Raw genomic sequence first — 24153 nt, forward strand, 5'->3', positions numbered from 1 at the left:
GAGGGGCCGCGGCGTGATCTCCAAAGTGCTGGTCGCCAATCGCGGGGAGATCGCGATCCGGGCATTCCGCGCCGCCTACGAGTTGGGTGTCGGGACTGTCGCCGTTTACTCCTACGAGGACCGCAATTCCCTGCACCGGACCAAGGCCGACGAGTCGTACCAGATCGGCGAGGTCGGACATCCGGTGCGCGCCTATCTGTCGGTCGAGGAAATCGTCGAAACGGCCCGCCGCGCCGGCGCCGACGCCGTCTATCCGGGTTATGGCTTCCTGTCGGAGAATCCCGAGTTGGCTGCGGCGTGCGCGGCGGCGGGCATCTCCTTCGTCGGTCCCCGCGCCGAAGTCCTCGAGCTGACCGGGCACAAGTCCCGGGCGATTGCTGCGGCGCGCGAAGCCGGCCTGCCCGTGTTGCAGTCATCCGAGCCCTCGGAATCGGTCGACGAACTGGTCTCTGCGGCAGCAGGTCTGCGGTTTCCGTTGTTCGTCAAGGCGGTTGCGGGGGGCGGTGGGCGGGGCATGCGCCGGGTCACCGACATCGGCGAACTGTCCGACGCCATCGAATCCGCCAGCCGGGAGGCGGAGTCGGCGTTCGGGGATCCCACCGTGTATCTGGAAGAGGCGGTGCTGCGGCCCCGCCACATCGAGGTGCAGATCCTGGCCGACAACACCGGCAACGTCATCCACCTCTTCGAGCGTGACTGCAGCGTGCAGCGGCGCCATCAGAAGGTCATCGAACTGGCGCCCGCGCCGAACCTGCCGCCCGAGATGCGCATGAAGATCTGCGCCGATGCGGTCGCCTTCGCCCGACATATCGGATACAGCTGCGCGGGAACCGTTGAGTTCCTGCTGAACCCGGACGGACAGTACGTCTTCATCGAGATGAATCCGCGGATTCAGGTGGAGCACACCGTGACCGAGGAGATCACCGACGTCGACCTGGTTTCCAGCCAGTTGCGCATCGCCGCGGGGGAGACCCTCGACGACCTGGGACTGACCCAAGGCGCCATCCAGCCGCACGGCGCGGCGCTGCAGTGCCGCATCACCACCGAGGACCCGGCCAACGGCTTCCGGCCCGACACCGGCCGGATCAGCGCGCTGCGCACCCCTGGCGGCGCGGGTATCCGGTTGGACGGCAACACCATTCTGGGCGCGGAGATCAGCGCACACTTCGACTCGATGCTGGTCAAACTGACCTGTCGCGGCCGGGACTTCACTACGGCGGTGAACCGGGCCCGCCGAGCGATGGCCGAATTCCGGATTCGCGGGGTGTCGACCAACATCCCGTTCCTGCAAGCGGTTCTGGACGATCACGACTTCCAAGCCGGCCGCGTCACCACGTCTTTCATCGACGAGCGACCGCAGCTGCTGACCGCGCGAACCTCGGCCGACCGCGGCACCAAGATCCTCAACTACCTGGCCGACGTCACCGTCAACAAGCCGCACGGCAGCCGCCCGTCGACGGTGTACCCGCAGGACAAGCTGCCCGACATCGATTTGGAGGCGGCGCCCCCGGCAGGCTCCAAACAGCGGTTGACCGAGCTGGGACCCGACGGTTTCGCCCGCTGGCTCCGCGGCTCGCCGGCGGTCGGTGTCACGGACACGACGTTTCGCGACGCCCACCAGTCACTGCTTGCCACCAGGGTGCGCACCAGCGGCCTGATCATGGTGGCCCCCTATGTCGCCCGAATGATGCCGCAACTGTTGTCGGTGGAGTGCTGGGGTGGGGCCACATACGATGTGGCGCTGCGGTTTCTGAAGGAAGATCCGTGGGAGCGGCTGGCGGCGCTGCGCGAGGCGATGCCCAACATCTGCCTGCAGATGTTGCTACGGGGCCGCAACACCGTCGGATACACGCCGTATCCGGAGTCGGTGACGTCAGCCTTCGTCGAGGAGGCAACGGCCACCGGAATCGACATCTTCCGCATCTTCGACGCGCTGAACAACCTGGACTCGATGCGCCCGGCGATCGACGCGGTGCGTGAAACAGGTTCTGCCGTTGCCGAAGTCGCGATGTGCTACACCGGTGACCTGTCCGATCCCGGTGAGCGGCTCTATACGCTCGACTACTACCTGAAGCTGGCCGAGCGGATCGTGCAGGCCGGTGCGCATGTGTTGGCCATCAAAGACATGGCGGGACTGCTGCGGGCGCCCGCCGCCCACACCTTGATCACCGCGCTGCGCAGCCGGTTCGACGTGCCCATCCATGTGCACACGCACGACACTCCCGGTGGCCAACTGGCCAGCTATGTGGCGGCGTGGCAGGCCGGTGCGGATGCGGTTGACGGTGCCGCCGCGCCGCTGGCCGGTACGACGAGCCAGCCCGCACTCAGCTCGATCGTTGCGGCCGCCGCGCGCACCGATTACGACAGCGGGCTGTCGCTGTCGGCGGTGTGCGCGCTCGAGCCGTATTGGGAAGCGCTGCGAAAGGTCTACGCGCCCTTCGAATCCGGGTTGCCCGGGCCCACCGGGCGGGTCTATCACCACGAGATCCCCGGTGGTCAGTTGTCCAATCTGCGTCAGCAGGCGATCGCGCTGGGACTGGGGGACCGGTTCGAAGAGGTCGAAGAGGCTTATGCCGGCGCCGACCGGGTGCTGGGCCGGCTGATCAAAGTCACCCCGTCATCGAAGGTGGTCGGGGACCTGGCGCTGGCGTTGGTCGGGTCCGGGATAACCGCGGACGAATTCGCTGCTGACCCAGCCCGATTCGACATACCCGAGTCGGTGGTGGGCTTTCTGCAGGGAGAGCTGGGCGAACCGGCCGGCGGCTGGCCCGAGCCACTGCGCACCAAGGCGCTGCAGGGGCGCGGACCGGCCAAACCGGTGCAGGATCTGACGCAGGATGACGAAGCGGCGCTGGCCTCGTCTGGGCCCAAGCGCCAGGCGGCGCTGAACCGGCTGTTGTTCCCCGGTCCTACAAAGGAATTCGAAGACCATCGTGAAACCTACGGCGACACATCGCTGTTGTCGGCCAACCAGTTCCTTTACGGTCTGCGGCAGGGCGAAGAGCACCGGGTGCAGCTCGAGCCGGGAGTGGAATTGTTGATCGGCTTGGAGGCCATCTCCGAGCCCGACGAGCGCGGCATGCGGACGGTGATGTGCATCATCAACGGCCAGCTGCGGCCGGTGCTGGTGCGCGACCGCAGCATTGCCAGCGAGGTGCCGGCGGCGGAGAAAGCCGACCGCGGCAATCCCGGTCACATCGCGGCACCCTTCGCTGGGGTGGTCACGGTCGGAGTGGCCGAGGGCGACAAGGTCACCGCCGGCCAGACGATCGCGACCATCGAGGCGATGAAGATGGAAGCGCCCATCACCGTGCCCAGCGACGGCACCGTCGAGCGGGTTGCGGTGTCGAGCACCGCCCAGGTGGAGGGCGGCGATTTGTTGGTGGTGGTGAGCTGACCCGCATCGTCGGCGGCGTCGCCGGGGGCCGGCGCCTCGTCGTGCCGCCGCGCGGAACCCGGCCAACCACCGACCGGGTGCGGGAGTCACTGTTCAACATCCTGACTGCGCGGCGGGAGCTGACCGGTCTGGCGGTGTTGGACCTGTACGCCGGTTCGGGTGCCCTGGGACTCGAAGCGCTTTCCCGGGGAGCCGCCTCGGTGTTGTTCGTGGAGTCCGATCAGCGCACGGCGGCGGTCATTACCCGCAATATCGAAGCTCTGGGGCTGGCCGGTGCATCGTTGCGGCGGGCGACGGTGGCCGCCGTGTTGGCGGCGGGAACTTCGGCACCGGTCGATTTGGTGTTGGCAGATCCGCCCTATGCGGTCGAGACCGCCGACGTCGAGGCATTGGTGGTTGCGCTGCAAACGAACGGCTGGGTGCGGGAGGGGACCGTCGTCGTCGTGGAGCGCGGGGTCGGGAGCCCGCCGCTGACCTGGCCGGCGGGGTGGGCGCAGTGGCCGCACCGGGTGTACGGCGACACCCGTTTGGAGTTGGCCGAATACGACTCCTAAAGCCCCCTGCTAGCGTCATGCACCATGAGCGGCGCGGTATGCCCGGGGTCATTCGATCCGGTGACGTTGGGCCACATCGACGTATTCGAACGCGCCGCGGCGCAATTCGACGAAGTGGTGGTCGCCATTCTGGTGAACCCCGCGAAGCGAGGCATGTTCGACATCGACGAACGGATCGCCATGATCAACGAGTCGACGACACACCTGGACAACGTGTCGGTGGAGGCCGGTGAAGGTTTGGTGGTCGACTTCGTCCGGGCCTGCGGCATGAACGCGATCGTCAAAGGCCTGCGCACCGGCACCGATTTCGAGTACGAGGTGCAGATGGCGCAGATGAACAAACATGTCGCCGGAGTCGACACGTTCTTCGTAGCAACCGCGCCGCGATACTCCTTCGTGTCTTCCTCACTGGCGAAGGAGGTCGCGATGCTGGGCGGCGACGTCTCCGAGCTGCTACCCGAACCGGTGAACCGGCGGATGCAAGAGCGGTTACGCCAGGAGTTCTAGCGCCGTCTCTGCCTTGTTGTCTTGCGCCACAACACTTTTGGCGTAGCTACGGATCCTCCTGCGCGAGCACGTTCTCGGGGTGGCGCCTCTCTGTGTCAATGGTGTGGTGGTTCGGTTATATGGTGGTTGTTAGCTGGCCCGGTTGAGTGACTTAGTCCGAAGCGTCGGTGTTGGGGTTTTAGCCGGCCGCGCGGGACTTCTGAGCCGCCCCCATGTGTCCCGCCGGGTCAGCCCTGAATCTGGGAGCTTCGCGCTGTAATTGGCGGTAGACAACGTCAGATAGGCGCCGTTTGAGGCAGCGCATGGCTTCTTTGCGGCTTTTTCCTTCCGAACGTTTGCGCAGGTAGTAGGTCTTGCCTGGGGATGGGCGCCGGATCTGGGTCAACGCCATGACGTGCAGGCAGTAGTTGAGCTGGCGGTCGCCTGCCCGGGATAGCCGGTGGCGGACCACATCGCCGGAGGAGGCTTCGATGGGAGCGGTGCCGGTGTAGCTGGCGAAGGCGGCCGCCGAGCGGAAACGGGTAATGTCTCCAACCCGCGCGAGGATTTTGCCTGCGGTGAGGGCTCCGATGCCTGCTAGTTGAGTCAGGTTGGTGCCGGTGGCGGTGACTGCGCCATCAATGTCATTGGTGGCTTTGGTGATCCGGCGATCGAGCTGACGCACCTCGCTGATCAGATCGAGCGCCAGGTTACGCAACGCTTTCGAGGCGGGGTGGCGAGGTCGAGCAGCGCGCAGGAGTCCAGCAGCCTGGTCTGCGGTCAGGTTGCGCCCGGCGCCGGCGAGAACCAGCTTTGTCAGTACGACGTGGAGTCGGTTGATGGTCTGAGTGCGAACCTTGACCAGGTCATCGCGATGCTCGACGATCGCACGCAGTGCCGTGGTCTCCGCGGTGTTCTGGGCGCTGTTGAGCGCGTGCGATGTGAGCGCCGCGATACCCACTGATAGTGCGTCGGCATTGTCATTTTTGCGGCCGTGGCCGCTCGACAGCAGCCGGACCCGTGCAGCGAGCTTGGCTGGCACGTCAAGGACCTCGATGCCCTCTGCGTGCAGCCGCGTGGTCAGCGGCGCCCCGAGACCAGGGGCTCCTTCGATAGCCCAGTCTGCGTGGGGCCATCGACGAGCAAAACGCCGCAGCGTCCGGTAACCATCGCGGCTAACTGGGACGCGAATGGTGGCCAAAGGAACCAAAGCGGCATCGACAGCGGCAGCGGTCCATGACCCCTTGTGAGGATCAACGGCAATCACTACCCGGCGGAGGTGAGTATTTGTCGTCACCGAAAGAGCACCAACCCTTCTTCATGAACTCAATTTGGAAGCAAGGAGGGCACACCAACTTTCGGCTACGCAGGCCTCTCTTCAGCCACTCCTTGCCTGAGGCGGTGGTGACCGGCCGGCAAGCCACCCCGGAGTCAGCCAGCAGGCGACAGTGGAAGGTCGAGCCTTGACCGGTCATCACCTAGGAATCATGGCTGCAGACCTGATTCCCTGCACGCATTAGACAAGTTGGTGGTAGGTGTTGGTGCGGGGTTGGCCGTGGTCCAGGTGTGGTGGGGGGATCCATTCGGTGTCGCCTTGGGTGGTGGTGCGGGTGGTGTAGCCCCGTTCGGCGAGGGGGTGGTGGCCGCCGCAGGCCAGGGTGAGTTGGTTGATGTCGGTGGTGCGGGTCTGGGCGTAGGGGATGACGTGGTGGACTTCGCAGTAGTAGCCGGTGACGTCGCAGCCGGGTGCGGTGCAGCCGCGGTCTTTGGCGTACAGCACGATGCGCTGGGCGGGGGAGGCTAGGCGTTTGGTGTGATACAGCGCCAGGGCGTTGCCGCGGTCGAAGATGGCCAGGTAGTGGTGGGCGTGGCGGGACATCCGGATGACGTCGGACATGGGCAGCAGGGTGCCCCCGCCGGTCAAGCCTGTGCCGGCGGCGGCTTCGAGGTCTTTCAGGGTGGTGGTGACGATGATGGAGGCGGGTAGGCCGTTGTGCTGGCCGAGCTCACCGCTGCACAGCAGCGCCCGGCACGCCGCCAGCATCCCGTCGTGGTTGCGTTGGGCTGTCGAGCGCAGATCGTGGCGGACCGCGTCTTCCGACGGCGTCCCCCCGACACACGGGGTGTCGTCGTCGGGGTTGCACATGCCCGGTGCGGCCAGTTTCGCCAGTACCGCTTCTAGGGTGGCGCGGGCTTCGGGGGTCAGGTAGCCGGTCAGCCGTGACATGCCGTCGACGTCTTGCTTCCCCAACATGACTCCGCGGCGGCGGGCGCGGTCGTCGTCGGTGTAATCGCCGTCGGGATGTAGGCAGTCCATCAGGCGTTCGGCGAGTTTGGCCAACTGGTCTGGCCGATACTGGCCGGCCAACTTCGCCAGGTGGGCTTCGGCTTTCTCTTGGGTCTCCACGTCCACGTGGGCGGGCAGGTGCTTGACGAAGTCCCGGATGACCCGCACGTGTCCGTCCCCGATTCGGCCGGCGCGCTGCTCCTGCGCCGTGGCGGTCAGTTGTGGCGCCAACGGTTCACCGGTCAAGGCGCGCCGCTCGCCCAGTTCTGCGGCCTCGGCCACGCGTCTGCTGGCTTCCCCGGGGGTAATACGTAGCCGCGCCGCCAACGCCTTGGGCAATCGGCCGCCCAGTTCTGCCTCGCTGGCCTGCTCGGCGAGCTGATTGATCAACTGATGCCGCGCCGCCGGCAACCGGCGCACCTCATCTTCGAGCTTGACCAGGAACGCCAACCGTTCTGGGGTAGTCAGCACATCGAATGACAAGTCGAGCACGCCCGATACCGCGTCCCGCAACGCCTCATAGGCGGCGGCGATCTCCTCCCGCGTACTCGAACTCATGTTCGAATTCTACGTCAACACGGTGACAATCGTCCGAAGTTATCCACAGGCAAAAGACCAGCGTCGCAACCCGATTCGACACCTCTAGTGCCCGTGATGCCCATGCTCGGGTGCGTGACCGCCTTGGTCGCCATGGCACTCGTGGCCCCCGTGGTCGTGATCGGCGTCCGGAGAACCACCCATCATCCGCAGCATCGGCATGCCGCCGGTCGCGAAGAATCGCGCCACCAAAACCGCTGCCACAACCAGAAATACGATGTTGAGCCAGGTGGTGTAGTTCCATGAAATGCCCGATTCCATCACCATGGCGTTGCGCTGACTGGGAATGAGATCGGCTGCACCGAAAAGCAATTCGACCAGATAGCCCGCGGCCACCATCGACAGATAGAACGTGCCCAACAGGGTGAGCATCATTCGGGTGCCGTAGTACTTCCGATAGATGTTGAGGATCGGAAGGATCAGTAGGTCGGCGAAGATGAACGCGATCACACCGCCAAAACTGATGCCGCCATTCCACAGCACCGCGGCAAGTGGCACGTTGCCGATCGAGCACACGAAGGACACGATCGCCACGATCGGCCCGACGATCGGACCCCACAGTGCCGACACGGCCGGGTGGTTCGTCAGAAAGAAGTCCTGCCAGAAGGATTCGGGCACCCACGCCGCTATCGCCCCGGCGATGAACAGCCCGAGGATCAGATCGCGGAGGATGGCCAGCCACTCCATCACGAATACATGTGAGACCGAGGTCAACCCGGCCGGCGAGATAAGCCGCCGCCAGAATGACCCCTGAGTCTGGATCGACATATCCATCGCGGCGTGGCCTTCCATGGATCCCGCGATGCCCCGATCCGCCTGGACGCGCGCGGCATCGATCAGCCGGGTGCGTACGAACAGCCGGAACAGGAGGGCCAGCACGATGATCATCAGCGGTCCGCCCACGAACTCCGCCGCCGTGAACTGCCAACCCATCAACAGCGCCAAGATGATGCCCAACTCGACTACCAGGTTGGTCGAACCGATTTCGAACGCCATGGCGGCGGTGAAGTTCGCGCCCTTGCGAAACAGCGCGCGGGCCAACGCAACTGCGGCATAGGAACACGACGACGAGGCCGCTCCCAAGCCGGCGGCGACCGCCAGGGTGCGAGGACGGTCATCGCCCATCAGGCTCACGATCGTCGAGCGGCGAACCACGGCCTGCACCACCGCAGACAGCGCGAAGCCCACAATGAGAGCCCACAGGATTTCCCACGTCATCGAGCCCGTCAACGCCAATGCATGCCCGAGCGCCCTGAGCACCTTCTCCGCCACCCGGTGATCTTATACCCCCTGAGGGTATCCTGCAACGGATGTCGGACCCGGCCGCTACAGTCGGCCCCATGCTGCAGACGGTGGCGATTCGGGGATACCGGTCACTGCGTGAGGTGGTATTGCCGCTGGGTCGGTTGTCCATCGTCACCGGAGCCAACGGAGCGGGCAAATCGTCGCTGTATCGCGCGCTGCGACTGCTGGCCGATTGCGGCCGTGGTGAAGTGATCGGCTCGCTGGCCCGCGAGGGCGGGCTGCAGTCCGCGCTATGGGCCGGACCGGAACAACTGAGCGGTGCGCGGCGCACCGGGAAAGCCGAAGGCACCCGGCGTACCCGGGTGGTGTCGCTCGAATTGGGTTTCGCCGCAGACGATTTCGGCTACCTGGTGGATCTCGGGATGCCCCAGATGGCGGGCATCGCATCGGCTTTCCAGCTCGATCCCGAGATCAAGCGAGAAGTGTTGTTCGCCGGCCCGGTGCTGCGCAACGCCACCACGCTGGTACGCCGGACCCGGGACTTCGCCGAAGTCAGTGCCGAAACAGGACGCGGATTCGACGAACTGTGCCGGTCGCTGCCGTCTTATCGCAGCGTGCTCACCGAATACGCCCATCCGCAAGCGTTGCCTGAATTGGCGGCCGTGCGCGAGCGGTTGCGCGGCTGGCGCTTCTACGACGGCTTTCGTGTCGACGCTGCGGCGCCCGCGCGCCAGCGGCAAGTGGGCACCCGCACGCCGGTGCTCTCCGATGACGGTCATGACCTGGCCGCCGCGATTCAAACGATCATCGAGGCGGGCTTCGACGACCTGAGCCGCATCGTCGCCGAGGCATTCGACGGTGCCACCCTGGCTGTCGACGTCAACGATGGGCTCTTTGATCTGCAATTGCAGCAGCGCGGCATGCTGCGCCCGCTGCGGGCGGCCGAACTGTCCGACGGCACCCTACGGTTCCTGCTCTGGGCCGCCGCCCTGCTCAGCCCTCAGGCACCGTCGCTGATGGTGCTCAATGAACCGGAAACCTCGCTGCATCCCAGCTTGGTCGGACCGTTGGCCTCACTCATCCGGGTAGCGGCGACCCAGACCCAGATCGTGGTGGTGACGCATTCGCGTGCGCTGCTCGACTTCCTCGGTGCGGGCGACGACGCGGTGGAGATAGAGCTGTACAAGGACTTCGGCGAGACGCGCGTCAGCGGCCAGGACCTGCTGACCACACCCCGGTGGGATTGGGGCAAACGCTGACGAGCCAGAGAAATGTCGACCAGCAGCCGAACGCGTAGGCTTCAGCAACAACGGCCGGTAGGCCGGGTTGCGCCAACTCCCTTTGAGTCAATGCCCGACACACCGGCGTTGCCACCGCCGTCACACACGTAACACCAGGCACACTGATAACAACAGTGGGCAAGACGCCAGGAGGGTATGGCCGTGTACCGAGTCTTTGAAGCGCTAGACGAACTGAGCGCGATCGTCGAAGAAGCCCGTGGCGTGCCGATGACCGCAGGCTGCGTGGTGCCACGCGGCGACGTGCTCGAGCTGATCGACGACATCAAGGATGCGATCCCGGGTGAACTCGACGACGCCCAGGACGTGCTGGACGCCCGCGACTCGATGCTGCACGACGCCAAGACGCACGCCGACTCCATGGTGTCCTCGGCGACCACTGAGTCCGAGTCGATGCTCAACCACGCCCGGGCCGAGGCCGACCGTCTCTTGTCGGACGCCAAGGCTCAGGCCGATCGGATGGTCAGCGAGGCGCGTCAGCACAGCGAGCGCATGGTCGGCGAGGCCCGCGAGGAGGCCATCCGCATCGCCGCCTCGGCCAAGCGGGAGTACGAGGCCAGCATCAGCCGGGCCAAATCCGAGTGCGACCGGCTGATCGAAAACGGCAACATCTCCTACGAGAAGGCCGTGCAAGAGGGCATCAAGGAGCAGCAGCGCCTGGTCTCCCAGAACGAGGTGGTCATGGCGGCGAACTCCGAAGCCACCCGCCTCATCGACACCGCACACGCCGAAGCCGACCGGTTGCGCGGCGAATGCGACATCTACGTCGACAACAAACTCGCCGAGTTCGAGGAATTCCTCAACGGAACGCTTCGCTCGGTCGGTCGGGGGCGCCACCAACTGCGCACCGCCGCCGGCACCCACGACTACGCGACGCGGTAACAATCCCACTTCACCGGGGGCCAGCGCCGCCCGGGAACGCGGGAACCCTCGATCTGGATGCTACGCGCCGTAGGATTTCCACTATGGCCAAGCAACACAGCCAAACGACGCAGCGGCATCCCCACTCCCCCATGACGGTCGACATCGCCCGCCTGGGCCGGCGCCCAGGGGCCATGTTCGCCATCCGGGAAACCGTGGACAGCCCGTTGCGCATCGGGCTGGACCTCATCGCGATCGAACGCGGCGCTCCGCTCGACCTCGATCTCCGGGTGGAATCGGTGTCCGAGGGCGTGCTGGTTTCCGGGACGGTCACCGCCCCCACCTCCGGCGAATGCTCGCGGTGCCTGGCCGAGACCCAGGGGCGAGTGCAGGTGTATCTGACCGAACTGTTCGCCTACCCGAACAGCACCACCGAGGCCACCACGGAGGAAGACGAGGTGGGCCACGTCGTCGGCGAGACGATCAGCCTCGAACAGCCGATCATCGACGCCGTCGGCCTGGAACTGCCGTTTTCGCCGGTATGTCAGCCGGACTGTCCGGGCCTGTGCCCACAGTGCGGTGTCGCGCTGGCCACCGAACCCGACCACCACCACGAACAGATTGACCCCAGGTGGGCCAAGCTCGCCCAGATGCTGCAACCGGACGACCCCGACAGTGCGCAGCGGGGGGAACGGTGAGCCCGTCACGGCAAGCACTCCTGGACGCACTCGGCGTCGACCTATCCGACGAACTTCTCTGCCTGGCGCTGACCCACCGCAGCTACGCCTACGAAAACGGCGGCCTGCCCACCAACGAACGGCTGGAGTTCCTGGGCGACGCCGTGCTGGGGCTGACCATCACCGACGAGCTCTACCACCGTCATCCCGACCGCTCCGAAGGTGACCTGGCCAAGCTGCGCGCCAGCGTCGTCAACACCCAGGCGCTGGCCGAAGTCGCGCGCAACCTGACCGAAGACGGCCTCGGCGCGCACATGCTGCTCGGCCGCGGCGAGGTCAACACCGGCGGGGCCGACAAGTCCAGCATTCTGGCCGACGGCATGGAATCGCTGCTCGGCGCGATCTACTTGCAACACGGCATCGAGGTCGCCCGGGAGGCCATCCTGCGGTTGTTCGGACCGCTGCTGGACGCCGCGCCCACTCTCGGCGCGGGGCTGGACTGGAAGACCAGCTTGCAGGAGCTCACCGCCGCCCGCGGTTTGGGTGCGCCCTCATACCTGGTCAGCTCCACCGGCCCCGACCACGACAAGGAGTTCACCGCCGTTGTGGTCGTGATGGAAACCGAATATGGCACTGGTGTCGGCCGCTCCAAAAAGGAAGCCGAGCAGAAGGCCGCGGCCGCCGCCTGGAACCAGCTCGACAGCGCCGTACCGGGAAAAACCTCCGTCTAGATGCCCGAACTACCTGAAGTCGAGGTGGTCCGCCGCGGCTTGCAGGCCCACGTGGTGGGCAAGACGATCACGGCAGTCCGAGTGCACCACCCGCGTGCCGTGCGCCGACACGAAGCCGGTCCCGCCGATCTGACGGCCCGATTACTGGGCGCGCGGATCCACGGAACCGATCGGCGCGGCAAGTATCTGTGGTTGAACCTCGATATCGACGACGAGTCCGCGGCGCCCGATACCGCGCTGGTGGTGCACCTGGGCATGAGCGGGCAGATGTTGCTCGGCGTCGTCCCGCGTGCCGACCATGTCCGGATTTCCGCATTGCTCGACGACGGGACCGTGCTGAGCTTCGCCGACCAGCGGACCTTCGGGGGTTGGCTGCTCGCCGACCTGGTGACCGTCGACGGCAGCGTGGTGCCGGCCCCGGTCGCGCACCTGGCCCGGGATCCACTGGATCCCCGATTCGATGCCGATGCGGTGGTGAATGTGTTGCGCCGCAAGCATTCTGAGATCAAACGACAGCTTCTTGATCAGCAGGTGGTGTCGGGCATCGGCAACATCTATGCCGACGAAGCGCTGTGGCGGGCCAAGGTGAACGGTGCGCGCATTGCCTCCACGCTGACCCGCCGGCAACTCACGGCCGTGCTCGACGCCGCCGCCGAGGTGATGCGCGAAGCCTTGGCCAAGGGCGGGACGTCGTTCGACTCGCTGTACGTCAACGTCAATGGCGAATCCGGCTACTTCGACCGATCACTGGACGCCTACGGCCGTGAAGGCCAGAACTGCCGGCGCTGCGGGGCGGTGATGCGGCGCGAGAAATTCATGAACCGCTCGTCCTGCTTTTGCCCGAAGTGTCAGCCTGCGCCCCGGTCGCGCGCAGCGAAGGTGCGCTGACGGCTTTGAGATCACTCGAAGATGTCGCGGCGCACCGTCCCCGCGGGCAACGCCGGATCGACGAACCACTCGCGCGGAAACAGCAAGCCGAACACCTGCGGAGGTAGCCGCAGCAGCACGGTGAAAAGGCGCGCGCCCACACCAGAGTTGCCGATCTGCGAGCGGTGCGCGGCGAAGGCGTCGCGCTTCTGACGCGCGAACCGGAATACCTCGATGCGGTGGGTGATGCTTTTCCGGGGCGCGTAAGCGCTGCCGACGATGTCGCGGTCATAGGGTGCCGGCAGCCGCAGCAGATGCGCGAGATCGCTGATCGGACATAGCAATTCGCGCGGCATGGTCGCCTCGAGTACGCGCGGGGTCGCGGCCAGTTCGGCGGCCCGCTTGCCGACCTGGTGCACCTGCACATGATCGCGATGACCGTAGCCGCCGTTGGCCTGGTAGCTCAGGAGCAGGTCGGCGCCTTCCTCGCGCAGTATCGCCGCAAGCCGCTGCGCCGCCTCGTCGACATCTGCTCGCCCGAACCGCACTCGTCCGGGTGGGTCTGGATGGAACTCCGGCCCGAACCCGCTATCGGCATAACCCAGGCACTCGACTCGCTGTGCTCCGAGAATGTCTGCGCTGGAACGCAATTCGGCCAACCTGCAATCTTCGTCCTCGTTGTGCACCCGGCCGTCGGTCGCGGTCACAATGACCACGCGGTGACCCTTTGCCGCCGCCCGGGCGATGGTGCCGCCGGTGAGGATCGCCTCGTCGTCCGGATGGGCGTGGAAGGCGACGACGGTGGCCATGGAGGACAGTATGACGGCCCGGTAGAAAGTAGCCATGACCGAACTCTGGGTGGAGCGGACCGGCACGCGCCGCTATACGGGGCACAGCTCGCGCGGCGCGCAGGTGCTCATCGGGTCCGAGGATGTCGACGGGGTGTTCACTCCCGGCGAATTGCTGAAGATCGCGCTGGCCGCCTGCAGCGGAATGTCCAGCGATCAACCACTGGCCCGCCGTCTCGGCGACGGCTACCAAGCGGTGGTCAAGGTGTCCGGTGCGGCCGATCGCGAGCAGGAGCGTTATCCGCTGCTGCAGGAGACTTTGGAGCTCGACCTGTCCGGTCTGAGCGAAGAGGAGAAGGACCGGGTGCGACTGGTCGTCGAGCGTGCCGTCGACGCTGTGTGCACGGTCGGTCGGACGCTGAAGTCCGGCACCGAAGTGAAGTTCGAGGTCGCCGATGTCGGATGACGTGCGGTTGACCGCCTGGGTGCACGGTCATGTGCAGGGCGTCGGTTTCCGCTGGTGGACGCGGTGCCGTGCGCTCGAGCAGGGGCTGACCGGTTACGCGGCCAATCAATCCGACGGTCGCGTGCTCGTGGTCGCCAACGGGCCGCGCGAGGCCGGCGAGCGGCTACTGGAGCTGTTGCGGGGTGAGGGCACGCCGGGCCGCGTCGACAAGGTGGTTGCCGACTGGTCCGAGCCCACAGAGCAGTTCACCGGATTCGTCGAACGGTAGGCGAGCCGCACGACGGTGGCCGTTGTCGCTGTGAGGCGGGCACAAAGATAGGTGTCGGCTGACCAGGTACTGAAGAGACGATAGTGACCCCCGTGGCGGCCGTGACCAGCGGTGCCTAAGGGACCCAACCACCCCGGCTGACACGCCCGGAGCGGGCGGAAGCGAGTGAGTTCACCGGTAATCTGGCACGCCGTGTACCTCAAGAGTCTGACGCTGAAGGGCTTCAAGTCCTTCGCCGCGCCGACGACTCTGCGCTTCGAGCCGGGCATCACCGCCGTCGTCGGGCCCAACGGTTCGGGCAAGTCCAACGTCGTCGACGCGCTGGCCTGGGTGATGGGGGAGCAGGGGGCCAAGACCCTGCGCGGCGGCAAGATGGAAGACGTCATCTTCGCCGGCACCTCATCGCGCGCGCCGCTGGGCCGGGCCGAAGTCACCGTCACCATCGACAACTCCGACAACGCGCTGCCCATCGATTACAACGAGGTGTCCATCACCCGCCGGATGTTCCGTGACGGCGCCAGCGAGTACGAGATCAACGGCAGCAACTGCCGATTGATGGACGTCCAGGAACTGCTGAGCGACTCGGGCATCGGCCGCGAAATGCACGTCATCGTCGGCCAGGGCAAGCTCGACGAAATATTGCAGTCGCGGCCCGAAGACCGTCGTGCGTTCATCGAAGAAGCCGCCGGCGTGCTCAAGCACCGCAAGCGCAAGGAAAAGGCGCTGCGCAAACTCGACGCGATGTCGGCGAACCTGGCGCGGCTGACCGACTTGACCACCGAGTTGCGGCGTCAGCTCAAGCCACTGGGCCGGCAAGCCGAAGTGGCCCGGCGCGCCCAGACCATCCAGGCCGACCTGCGCGACGCGCGGTTGCGCCTGGCCGCCGACGACCTGGTCAACCGGCAGACCGAGCGGGAGGCGATCTTCGAGACCGAGGCCACGATGCGCCGCGAGCACGACGAGGCCGCCGCCCGGCTGTCCATCGCCGCCGAAGAACTGGCCACCCACGAGGCGGCCCTGGCCGAGCTGTCCAGCCGCGCCGAGTCGATCCAGCACACCTGGTTCGGGCTGTCCGCCCTGGCCGAGCGGGTCAGCGCAACGATCCGCATCGCCAGCGAGCGCGCCCAGCACCTCGACGTCGAACCAGTGACGACCAGCGACACCGACCCCGACGCACTGGACGCCGAAGCCGAGCAGGTGGCCGTCGCCGAACAACAGCTGCTGGCCGAGCTGGCGCAGGCGCGCACCCGGCTGGACGCCGCACGCGCGGAGCTGGCCGACCGGGAGCGACAGGCCGCCGAGGCCGACCGAGCGCACCTGGCCGCGGTGCGCGCGGAAGCCGACCGGCGAGAAGGGTTGGCGCGCCTGGCCGGTCAGGTCGAAACCATGCGGGCGCGGGTGGAGTCGATCGACGACAGCGTCGCGCGCCTCACCGAACGCATCGAGCAGGCCGCCGCGCGCGCCGAGCGCTCCCGCGCGGAGTTCGAAGGTGTGCAGGGCCGCGTCGGCGAACTCGACCAGGGCGAGGTGGGGCTCGACGAGCACCACGAGCGGACGGTTACCGCGTTGCGGCTGGCCGACGGACGCGTCACCGAACTGCAGGCGGCCGAACGCGACGCCGAACGTCGGGTGGCGTCGCTGCGCGCGCGCATCGACGCGCTCTCGGTCGGTCTGGAACGCAAGGACGGCGCGGCGTGGTTGACCCAACATCACGGCGGCACAGGCCTGTTCGGTTCTGTGGCCCAGCTGGTGAAGGTGCGCTCGGGTTACGAGGCGGCGCTGGCCGCGGTGCTCGGCTCGGCCGCCGACGCGTTGGCCGCCGACAGTCTGGGCGCGGCTCGCAGCGCGGTCACCGCCCTCAAGCAGGCCGACGCGGGCCGCGCCGCCCTGGTGCTGGGGGACTGGCCGACGCCCGAGCCCCCCGCGCCAGACCCGCTGCCCGGTGACGCCCACTGGGCACTCGACCTCGTCGAAGTGCCGGCGCGGCTGCGCGGTGCGCTGATGGCCATGCTCTCGGGCGTCGCGGTGGTCGACGACCTCGCCCAAGCACTCGAGCTGGTGGCGGCGCGCCCGCAGTTGCGCGCGGTCACCCTGGATGGGGATCTGGTCGGAGCAGGCTGGGTCAGCGGCGGGTCGGACCGCAAGCTGTCGACGTTGGAGATCACCTCGGAAATCGACAAGGCCCGCAGCGAGCTGGCCGCCGCCGAAGAGCAGGTGGCGCAACTGAGCGCGGCACTGTCCGGGGCGCTCACCGAGCAAGCCGCTCGTCAGGACTCCGCCGAGCAGGCGTGGGCCGCGCTCAACGAATCCGATACCGCCATCTCGGCGATGTACGAACAGCTGGGCCGCCTCGGTCAGGAAGCGCGGGCGGCCGACGAAGAGTGGACGCGGCTGGTCCAGCAGCGCGAGGAGCTGGAAGCTGGGCGCGCCCAAACCCTCGACGAGGTCTTCGAGTTGGAGACCCGGCTGCGCAACGCTCAGCAGAGCCAGCAGGTGCAAGCCGAAGACCCGGTCGACCGGCAGGCCATCGCCGCGGCGGCCGAACACGCCCGCAGCGTCGAGATCGAAGCCCGGCTGGCGGTGCGCACTGCCGAGGAACGCGCGAATGCCGTTCGCGGACGGGCTGATTCGCTGCGCCGCGCGGCCGCCGCGGAACGCGAGGCGCGACTGCGTGCCCAGCAGGCGCGGGAAGCGCGGCTGCGGGCGGCGACGGTCGCGGCGGCCGTCGCCGAGTCCGGGCGCCTGCTGGCCGCGCGGCTGCGCAGCGTGGTCGACGCCGCCTCCCAGCTGCGCGACGAGGTCAACGCCGAACGCCAGCACCGGTCGGCGGCCATGGCGGCGGTCCGCGACGAGGTGAACACCCTGACCGCCCGGGTGGCCGCGCTGACCGACTCGCTGCACCGCGACGAGGTGGCCAACGCGCAGGCGGCGCTGCGCATCGAGCAACTCGAACAGATGGTGCTCGAGCAATTCGGCATGGCGCCCGCCGACCTGATCGCCGAATACGGCCCGGACGTCGCGCTGCCGCCGACCGAGCTGGAAATGGCCGAGTTCGAGCAGGCCCGTGAACGCGGCGAACAGGTGACCATGCCCGCGCCGATGCCCTACGACCGCCCCACCCAGGAGCGCCGCGCCAAACGCGCCGAGCGGGAGCTGGCCGAACTGGGCCGGGTGAACCCGCTGGCCCTCGAGGAGTTCGCCGCCCTGGAGGAGCGCTACAACTTCCTGTCCACCCAACTCGAGGACGTCAAGGCCGCCCGTAAGGACCTGCTGGACGTCGTCGCCGACGTCGACACCCGCATCCTGCAAGTGTTCAGCGACGCCTTCGTCGACGTCGAACGCGAATTCCGGACGGTGTTCACGTCACTGTTCCCGGGCGGCGAGGGCCGGCTGCGGCTGACCCAGCCCGACGACATGCTGGCCACCGGCATCGAAGTGGAGGCCCGGCCCCCGGGCAAGAAGGTCACCAGGCTGTCGCTGCTGTCCGGCGGCGAAAAAGCGCTGACCGCGGTGGCGATGCTGGTGGCGATCTTCCGGGCCCGTCCGTCGCCGTTCTACATCATGGACGAGGTCGAGGCCGCCCTCGACGACATGAACCTGCGCCGCCTCATCGGGCTGTTCGAACAGCTGCGGGACCGCTCGCAGCTGATCATCATCACCCACCAGAAGCCCACCATGGAGGTCGCCGACGCCCTGTACGGCGTGACCATGCAGGGCGACGGCATCACCACCGTCATCTCCCAGCGGATCCGCGGCCAGCAAGTCGATCGGCTGGTGTCCCAGTCCTCGTAGGGCCCGTTATGCGGCCCCCGTAGCGTGGGGCCCACAGCCCCCTCAGCCCCCCATTTCAGCCTGGGAAGGATTAGTCAGCGTGTCGGAAGGTCTCTGGATCGCTATCGCGGTGGTCGCCGCCCTGGTCATCATCGCCGCGCTGGTCTTCGGCCTGCTGCGCTACCGCCGGCGCCAGATCAGGCTGTCGGCCCGGCCCACGCCCGACGTCCTCGACCGTTCCGGCGGCTACACCGCGTCGTCGGGGATCACCTTCAGCCAGACGCCCACCACCACGCTCGAACCCCGCGAACGCATCGACACCACCGGGTTGCCGGCGGTCGGCGACGACGCCGCCATCCCGCGTGACGCGCCCAAGCGCACCATCTCCGACGTCGAGCTGCCCGACGTAGCACCGCCGCAGACCACGGCACCGGTTGCGTCGGCCCCGCCGGTCGAGGCACCGGTAGCACCCCCGCCGGCCCCGGCGGCCCCGGAGATCGAGGAGATCGCGCCCACCGAGGGCCGGTTGGAACGCCTGCGCGGGCGGCTGGCTCGCTCCCAGAACGCGCTGGGACGCAGCATGCTGGGCTTGCTCGGCGGCGGCGACCTCGACGAAGACTCCTGGCAGGACGTCGAGGACACCTTGCTGGTCGCCGACCTGGGCCCGGTCGTCACCACGTCGGTGGTCGCCGAGTTGCGCAGCCGGCTGGCCAGCGGCAACGTCCGCACCGAGGCCGATGCCCGCGCGGTGTTGCGTGAGGTATTGATCAAAGAACTGCATCCGGAGATGGACCGCTCCATCCGCGCCCTACCCCACGCCGATCACCCCTCGGTGCTGCTGGTCGTCGGGGTCAACGGCACCGGCAAAACCACCACCGTCGGCAAGTTGGCGCGGGTTCTGGTCGCCGACGGCCGCCGCGTCGTGCTCGGGGCGGCCGACACCTTCCGCGCCGCGGCCGCCGAGCAACTGCGGACCTGGGCGTCGCGGGTGGGTGCCGAGGTGGTGAGCGGCGCCGAAGGTGCCGACCCGGCCTCGGTGGCGTTCGACGCCGTCGACAAGGGCATCGCCGCGGGCGCCGACGTCGTGCTCATCGACACCGCCGGACGGCTGCACACCAAGGTCGGCCTGATGGACGAACTGGGCAAGGTCAAGCGGGTGGTCACCCGCCGCGCGGCCGTCGACGAGGTCTTGCTCGTCCTGGACGCCACCATCGGCCAGAACGGACTGGCCCAGGCCCGGGTGTTCGCCGAGGTCGTCGAGATCACCGGCGCGGTGCTCACCAAACTGGACGGAACGGCCAAGGGCGGCATCGTCTTCCGCGTCCAGCAAGAACTCGGCGTGCCGGTCAAGCTCGTCGGGCTGGGTGAAGGCCCCGACGATCTGGCGCCATTCGAGCCCGGAGCATTCGTAGACGCCCTGCTCGGCTAATAGCTATTACACAGCGACTTTTACGTTAATCCTGACGAAACATCACTGCCGCATTGCCGCAACAACTTATGCGCATGGTTCTGGAACAGGTCACCAGTCATCATTCTGGGGCCCTCCCAACGCGCTGACTGGAGGTGATAGCGAGTGAGTGACTTCCCCACCATGGGCGTGCCAAATACCGGCGACACCGCCTGGATGCTGGCAAGCTCCGCGCTCGTGCTGTTGATGACGCCGGGACTGGCGTTCTTCTACGGCGGCATGGTTCGTGCCAAGAGTGTTCTCAACATGATCATGATGAGCATCAGCGCGATGGGCGTGGTGACCGTGCTGTGGGTGCTCTACGGCTACTCGATGGCGTTCGGCGACGACACGGCCGGCGTCGTCGGCAGCCCCACCGAATACTTCGGCCTCAAGGGGCTCATCGGAGGCAACGCCGTCGCCGCCGACCCGAGCACCCAGACCGCGGCGGTCAACATCCCGCTGGCCGGCACCCTGCCGGCGACGGTCTTCGTCGCGTTCCAGCTGATGTTCGCCATCATCACCGTCGCGCTGATCTCGGGCGCGGTGGCCGACCGGCTGAAGTTCAGTGCCTGGCTGCTGTTCGCCGGCCTGTGGGCGACCTTCGTCTACTTCCCCGTCGCGCACTGGGTCTTCGCGTTCGACAAGTTCGCCGCGGCACGGGGCGGATGGATCGCCAACAAACTGCACGCGATCGACTTCGCCGGTGGTACCGCGGTCCACATCAATGCCGGTGTGGCGGGCTTGGTGCTGGCCATCGTGCTGGGCAAGCGCAAGGGCTGGCCGACCACGCTCTTCCGCCCGCACAACCTGCCGTTCGTGATGCTCGGCGCCGGTCTGCTGTGGTTCGGCTGGTACGGGTTCAACGCCGGCTCGGCGACCAGCTCCAACGGTGCCGCCGGTTCGACGTTCATCACCACAACCGTCGCCACCGCGGCGGCCATGCTGGGCTGGCTGCTCACCGAACGCATCCGCGACGGCAAGGCCACGACGCTGGGTGCGGCGTCGGGCATCGTCGCCGGCCTGGTGGCCATCACCCCGTCGTGCTCGTCGGTGAACGTGGTGGGCGCGCTGGTGATCGGCGTCGTCGCGGGTGTGCTGTGCGCGCTGGCGGTCGGGCTGAAGTTCAAGCTCGGCTTCGACGACTCGCTCGACGTGGTCGGCGTTCACCTGGTCGGCGGTCTGGCCGGCACGCTGCTGGTCGGCCTGCTGGCCGCACCCGAGAGCGTCGCGATCAACGGCGTCTCGGGCGTGTCCAAGGGCCTGTTCTACGGCGGCGGCTTCGACCAACTGGAACGGCAAGCGGTCGGCGCATTTGCTGTCCTTGCCTATTCTGGGATTGTCACGCTTATCTTGGCCCTTATCCTGAAGTACACAATCGGGCTGCGTCTGGGTACAGAACAAGAGTCCGCGGGCATCGACGAGGCAGAGCACGCCGAAAGTGGCTACGACTTCGCAGTCGCCAGCGGTTCGGTTCTTCCTCGGGCCACCCTGCCCCCGGACAGCGCTAACGGCCTGGAAGAGCGATTGGGCGAGAAAGTGGAGGCGGAATAGAAATGAAGCTGATCACCGCAATCGTGAAGCCGTTCACGCTCGACGACGTCAAGACCAGCCTGGAAGACGCCGGAGTCCTGGGTATGACGGTCAGCGAGATCCAGGGCTACGGACGGCAGAAGGGCCACACCGAGGTCTACCGCGGTGCTGAGTACTCGGTCGACTTCGTGCCGAAGGTCCGCATCGAGGTCGTCGTCGACGACTCGATCGTCGACAAGGTCGTGGACAGCATCGTCCGGGCCGCGCGCACCGGCAAGATCGGTGACGGCAAGGTCTGGGTGAGCCCGGTGGACACCATCGTGCGGGTGCGCACCGGTGAACGCGGACCCGACGCGCTCTGATAGCTGCACATTGCTGAACCACATCGGACGGGCCGGCTGGGGGTGAACCAGCCGGACCCGTCCGACAAATCCACGCCGGATGTGCCACAAGCAGGACGCGCCTGCGCGGCGGGTGACTTGGCCGCCGCCAGGCGCGAGCTGCTGTCTGAGGGACACCCCAAGCTCGACCCCGCCGAATTGCGCCAAGCGTGCCTGGATCTGCACGAGAACTGGCTGGTCGCCAAGGCCGCAGAAATCGGGCTGACCGACGACAGCGGCTTTGCGTTGGTCGGAGTCGGCGGCCTGGGCCGCCGCGAACTGCTGCCGTATTCGGACCTGGATCTGGTGCTGCTGCACGACGGCAAGCCCGCCAACGTGCTGGGACCCGTCGCCGACAAGTTGTGGTACCCGCTGTGGGACGCCAACGTCCGCCTCGACCACAGCGTGCGCACGGTCAGCGAAGCGCTGAACACCGCCAACGCCGACCTGACGGCCGCGTTGGGCATGCTCGAAGCGCGGCACATCGCCGGTGAAGCTCGGCTGTCCACCGAGCTGATCGACGGGGTGCGGCGGCAGTGGCGCACCGGAATCCGTTCTCGCATGGACGAACTCGTCCAGACAACGCACGCCCGCTGGCTGCGGCTGGGCCGGATCGCGCACCGCGCCGAGCCCGATTTGAAATCCGGGCGCGGTGGGTTGCGCGACGTTCAGCTGCTCAACGCGCTGGCCTTGGCGCAGCTCATCGACCGCCGCGGTATGTCGAATCCGGACGTGCCGGCCGGGTCGTTGGACGACGCCTACCGGACGCTGCTGGACGTCCGCACCGAACTGCACTGGGTGTCCGGCCGCGGCCGCGACCAACTGCTGGCCCAGTTCGCCGACGACATCAGCGCCGCGCTGGGCGTCGGGGACCGGTTCGACTTGGCGCGCATGTTGTCCAACGCCGGACGCACGATCAGCTTCCACGCCGTCACCGGACTGCGCACGGCCGTCAACGCCCTGCCGCGGCGCGGCATCTCGGCTTTGGTGCGGCGGCCCAAACGCCGGCCGCTGGACGAAGGCGTCGTCGAGTACGCCGGGGAGATCGTGTTGGCGCGGGAGGCCCAACCCCAGCACGACCCCGGACTGGTCCTGCGCGTTGCCGCCGCGTCGGCCGACACCGGGGTGCCGATCGGCGCCGCGACGTTGAGCCGGCTGGCCGATAGCGCCCCGGAGTTGCCGATTCCGTGGCCGCGGGAGGCGCTGGACGACCTGCTGGTGGTGCTGTTGGCCGGGCCCACCGCGGTGGCGACCATCGAATCGCTGGACCGGATGGGGTTGTGGGGCCAGCTGCTGCCCGAGTGGGGCGCGATCCGCGACCTGCCGCCCCGCGACGTCTCACACAAATGGACCGTGGACCGGCACGTCATCGAAACCTGCGTGCACGCCGCGCCGTTGACCACCCGGGTCGCCCGACCTGACCTGCTGGCCCTCGGCGCGCTGCTGCACGACATCGGCAAAGGCCGCGGCACCGACCACAGCGTGCTGGGCGCCGAACTGGCCGTGCAGATCGGCGAACGGCTGGGCCTGTCCGCGGCGGACACCGACACCCTGGCCAAGATGGTGCGCCACCACCTGCTGCTGCCCGTCACCGCCACCCGCAGCGACCTGAACGACCCGAAGACCATCGAGGCCGTGTCGGAGGCCGTGGGCGGTGACGGCCAACTGCTGGAGCTGCTGCACGCGCTGACCGAGGCGGATTCCAAGGCGACCGGGCCGGGTGTGTGGAGCGACTGGAAGGCCTCGCTAGTCGAAGACCTGGTGCGGCGATGCCGGATGATGATGGCCGGTGAGCGGCTGCCGCAGGCCGAACCCAGTGCGCCGCACTATCTTTCGCTGGCCGCCAAGCAGGGTGTGCATGTGGAACTCAAGCCCGGCACAAGCGAACGCTTCCAGGCGGTGATGGTCGCACCCGACGAACGCGGCCTGGTGTCCAAGGCCGCCGCGGTGCTGGCCCTGAACTCGCTGCGGGTGCATTCGGCGACGGTCAACATCCACCAGGGTGTGGCGATCACCGAGTTCGTGGTGTCCCCGTTGTTCGGCTCACCGCCCGCGGCGGACTTGCTGCGGCAGCAATTCGTCGGCGCGCTGCACGGTGACGTCGACGTGCTCGGGGCGCTGGAGAAGAAGGACAGCGAGGCCATCAGTTCGGCGGTCGCCCGCGCCGGGGAGGTGCAGGTAGGCGTGCCCGTCACCCGATCGACCGCCCCGCCGCGCATCCTGTGGCTCGACACCGACACGCCCGGTCACCTGATCCTGGAAGTGCGGGCCATGGACCGCACCGGTCTGCTCGCGCTGCTCACCCGAGCGATGGAGCGCGCCCAGGCAGACATCGAGTGGGCCAAGGTCAACACGTTCGGGTCCACCGCGGCCGACGTCTTCTGCGTGACAGTGCCCGAGGGCGCCGACGCGCAAGCCGCCGTCGAGAAGCACCTGATGGCCGTGCTGGGTGGGCGTGTGGACGTCCTGGTCGACGAGCCCGTCGGGGATTAAGCCTTAT

19 protein-coding genes are annotated in these 24153 nt (G+C 67.4%); 15 read left to right on the top strand and 4 right to left on the bottom strand.

Annotated features, from left to right (window positions below):
- Positions 1 to 13: 13 nt before the first annotated feature.
- The 3 genes from I2456_RS08915 to coaD are packed head-to-tail and all read left to right on the top strand — an operon-like array spanning position 14 to position 4458.
- Positions 14 to 3397 carry a pyruvate carboxylase gene (locus I2456_RS08915; RefSeq protein WP_085073400.1) on the top strand — a complete coding sequence of 1128 codons (3384 nt, stop codon included), beginning with the start codon at positions 14 to 16 and terminating at the stop codon, positions 3395 to 3397.
- Positions 3394 to 3951, top strand: coding sequence for a 16S rRNA (guanine(966)-N(2))-methyltransferase RsmD (rsmD, locus tag I2456_RS08920; protein ID WP_085073489.1), 558 nt, complete (start codon positions 3394 to 3396; stop codon positions 3949 to 3951). Before I2456_RS08915 ends, rsmD begins: the two co-directional genes overlap by 4 nt.
- A gap of 24 nt (positions 3952 to 3975) precedes the next feature.
- Positions 3976 to 4458 carry a pantetheine-phosphate adenylyltransferase gene (gene coaD, locus I2456_RS08925; protein ID WP_068024926.1) on the top strand — a complete coding sequence of 161 codons (483 nt, stop codon included), beginning with the start codon at positions 3976 to 3978 and terminating at the stop codon, positions 4456 to 4458.
- A gap of 178 nt (positions 4459 to 4636) precedes the next feature.
- Here coaD and I2456_RS08930 read toward each other — a convergent pair whose 3' ends face one another.
- From I2456_RS08930 to I2456_RS08940, 3 genes are all read right to left on the bottom strand, one after another.
- Positions 4637 to 5734, bottom strand: coding sequence for an IS110 family RNA-guided transposase (locus tag I2456_RS08930; RefSeq protein ID WP_085072901.1), 1098 nt, complete (start codon positions 5732 to 5734; stop codon positions 4637 to 4639).
- A gap of 219 nt (positions 5735 to 5953) precedes the next feature.
- The gene (locus tag I2456_RS08935; RefSeq protein WP_163703815.1) at positions 5954 to 7282 is read right to left on the bottom strand and encodes an HNH endonuclease signature motif containing protein; all 1329 of its coding nucleotides are present in this window, start codon (positions 7280 to 7282) and stop codon (positions 5954 to 5956) included.
- A gap of 84 nt (positions 7283 to 7366) precedes the next feature.
- Positions 7367 to 8539: a permease gene (locus tag I2456_RS08940; protein ID WP_241007966.1), complete on the bottom strand. Its 1173-nt coding sequence runs from the start codon at positions 8537 to 8539 to the stop codon at positions 7367 to 7369.
- Between the two features lie 122 nt (positions 8540 to 8661).
- On the opposite strand from I2456_RS08940, the gene I2456_RS08945 reads away from it, so the two are divergent.
- The 5 genes from I2456_RS08945 (at position 8662) to mutM (ending at position 13021) form a co-directional block, all read left to right on the top strand.
- The gene (locus I2456_RS08945) at positions 8662 to 9825 is read left to right on the top strand and encodes an AAA family ATPase (RefSeq protein ID WP_085074446.1); all 1164 of its coding nucleotides are present in this window, start codon (positions 8662 to 8664) and stop codon (positions 9823 to 9825) included.
- 183 nt (positions 9826 to 10008) lie between these two features.
- Complete coding sequence (gene sepIVA, locus I2456_RS08950; RefSeq protein ID WP_068025718.1) at positions 10009 to 10746, top strand: cell division protein SepIVA; 738 nt, start codon at positions 10009 to 10011, stop codon at positions 10744 to 10746.
- 83 nt (positions 10747 to 10829) lie between these two features.
- Complete coding sequence (locus I2456_RS08955; protein WP_085074447.1) at positions 10830 to 11423, top strand: YceD family protein; 594 nt, start codon at positions 10830 to 10832, stop codon at positions 11421 to 11423.
- Positions 11420 to 12133: a ribonuclease III gene (gene rnc, locus I2456_RS08960; protein ID WP_068024940.1), complete on the top strand. Its 714-nt coding sequence runs from the start codon at positions 11420 to 11422 to the stop codon at positions 12131 to 12133. Before I2456_RS08955 ends, rnc begins: the two co-directional genes overlap by 4 nt.
- Complete coding sequence (gene mutM, locus I2456_RS08965) at positions 12134 to 13021, top strand: DNA-formamidopyrimidine glycosylase (protein WP_068024944.1); 888 nt, start codon at positions 12134 to 12136, stop codon at positions 13019 to 13021. It abuts the gene before it with no gap.
- A gap of 11 nt (positions 13022 to 13032) precedes the next feature.
- Here the strand turns inward: mutM and I2456_RS08970 are convergent, their stop codons facing one another.
- On the bottom strand, positions 13033 to 13809 hold the full coding sequence (locus I2456_RS08970) for a PIG-L deacetylase family protein (RefSeq protein ID WP_085074514.1): 777 nt from the start codon (positions 13807 to 13809) through the stop codon (positions 13033 to 13035).
- Between the two features lie 34 nt (positions 13810 to 13843).
- Between I2456_RS08970 and I2456_RS08975 the strand changes: the two genes are divergently transcribed.
- The 7 genes from I2456_RS08975 to I2456_RS09005 all read left to right on the top strand — a co-directional run bounded on the left by I2456_RS08975 (position 13844) and on the right by I2456_RS09005 (position 24146).
- A complete protein-coding gene (locus tag I2456_RS08975; RefSeq protein ID WP_068024948.1) occupies positions 13844 to 14254 on the top strand; it encodes an OsmC family protein in 411 nt (136 codons plus the stop codon).
- Positions 14244 to 14522 (top strand): acylphosphatase, encoded by a 279-nt coding sequence (locus I2456_RS08980; protein WP_068024951.1) that lies wholly within the window; start codon positions 14244 to 14246, stop codon positions 14520 to 14522. The genes I2456_RS08975 and I2456_RS08980 overlap by 11 nt, the downstream gene beginning before the upstream one ends.
- Before the next feature lie 192 nt (positions 14523 to 14714).
- Positions 14715 to 18314, top strand: a complete 3600-nt coding sequence (gene smc, locus I2456_RS08985; protein ID WP_085074448.1) for a chromosome segregation protein SMC — start codon at positions 14715 to 14717, stop codon at positions 18312 to 18314.
- A 79-nt stretch (positions 18315 to 18393) separates the two neighbouring features.
- Complete coding sequence (gene ftsY / locus I2456_RS08990) at positions 18394 to 19722, top strand: signal recognition particle-docking protein FtsY (protein WP_085074449.1); 1329 nt, start codon at positions 18394 to 18396, stop codon at positions 19720 to 19722.
- Between the two features lie 144 nt (positions 19723 to 19866).
- A complete protein-coding gene (locus I2456_RS08995; protein WP_116672338.1) occupies positions 19867 to 21294 on the top strand; it encodes an ammonium transporter in 1428 nt (475 codons plus the stop codon).
- A gap of 2 nt (positions 21295 to 21296) precedes the next feature.
- Positions 21297 to 21635, top strand: a complete 339-nt coding sequence (glnB, locus tag I2456_RS09000; protein ID WP_036354580.1) for a nitrogen regulatory protein P-II — start codon at positions 21297 to 21299, stop codon at positions 21633 to 21635.
- An 81-nt stretch (positions 21636 to 21716) separates the two neighbouring features.
- A complete protein-coding gene (locus I2456_RS09005; protein ID WP_139823189.1) occupies positions 21717 to 24146 on the top strand; it encodes a [protein-PII] uridylyltransferase in 2430 nt (809 codons plus the stop codon).
- Positions 24147 to 24153: the final 7 nt, after the last annotated feature.

Source organism: Mycobacterium kubicae, assembly GCF_015689175.1.
Classification (GTDB): domain Bacteria; phylum Actinomycetota; class Actinomycetes; order Mycobacteriales; family Mycobacteriaceae; genus Mycobacterium; species Mycobacterium kubicae.

Excerpts from the sequence above, each read along its gene's own strand:
- coaD (WP_068024926.1), top strand. The coding sequence starts at position 3,976 with ATGAGCGGCGCGGTATGCCCGGGGTCATTCGATCCGGTGACGTTGGGC.
- I2456_RS08935 (WP_163703815.1), bottom strand. The coding sequence starts at position 7,282 with ATGAGTTCGAGTACGCGGGAGGAGATCGCCGCCGCCTATGAGGCGTTG.
- I2456_RS08940 (WP_241007966.1), bottom strand. The coding sequence starts at position 8,539 with ATGACGTGGGAAATCCTGTGGGCTCTCATTGTGGGCTTCGCGCTGTCT.
- I2456_RS08945 (WP_085074446.1), top strand. The coding sequence starts at position 8,662 with ATGCTGCAGACGGTGGCGATTCGGGGATACCGGTCACTGCGTGAGGTG.
- I2456_RS08955 (WP_085074447.1), top strand. The coding sequence starts at position 10,830 with ATGGCCAAGCAACACAGCCAAACGACGCAGCGGCATCCCCACTCCCCC.
- mutM (WP_068024944.1), top strand. The coding sequence starts at position 12,134 with ATGCCCGAACTACCTGAAGTCGAGGTGGTCCGCCGCGGCTTGCAGGCC.
- I2456_RS08970 (WP_085074514.1), bottom strand. The coding sequence starts at position 13,809 with ATGGCCACCGTCGTCGCCTTCCACGCCCATCCGGACGACGAGGCGATC.
- I2456_RS08975 (WP_068024948.1), top strand. The coding sequence starts at position 13,844 with ATGACCGAACTCTGGGTGGAGCGGACCGGCACGCGCCGCTATACGGGG.
- I2456_RS08980 (WP_068024951.1), top strand. The coding sequence starts at position 14,244 with ATGTCGGATGACGTGCGGTTGACCGCCTGGGTGCACGGTCATGTGCAG.
- glnB (WP_036354580.1), top strand. The coding sequence starts at position 21,297 with ATGAAGCTGATCACCGCAATCGTGAAGCCGTTCACGCTCGACGACGTC.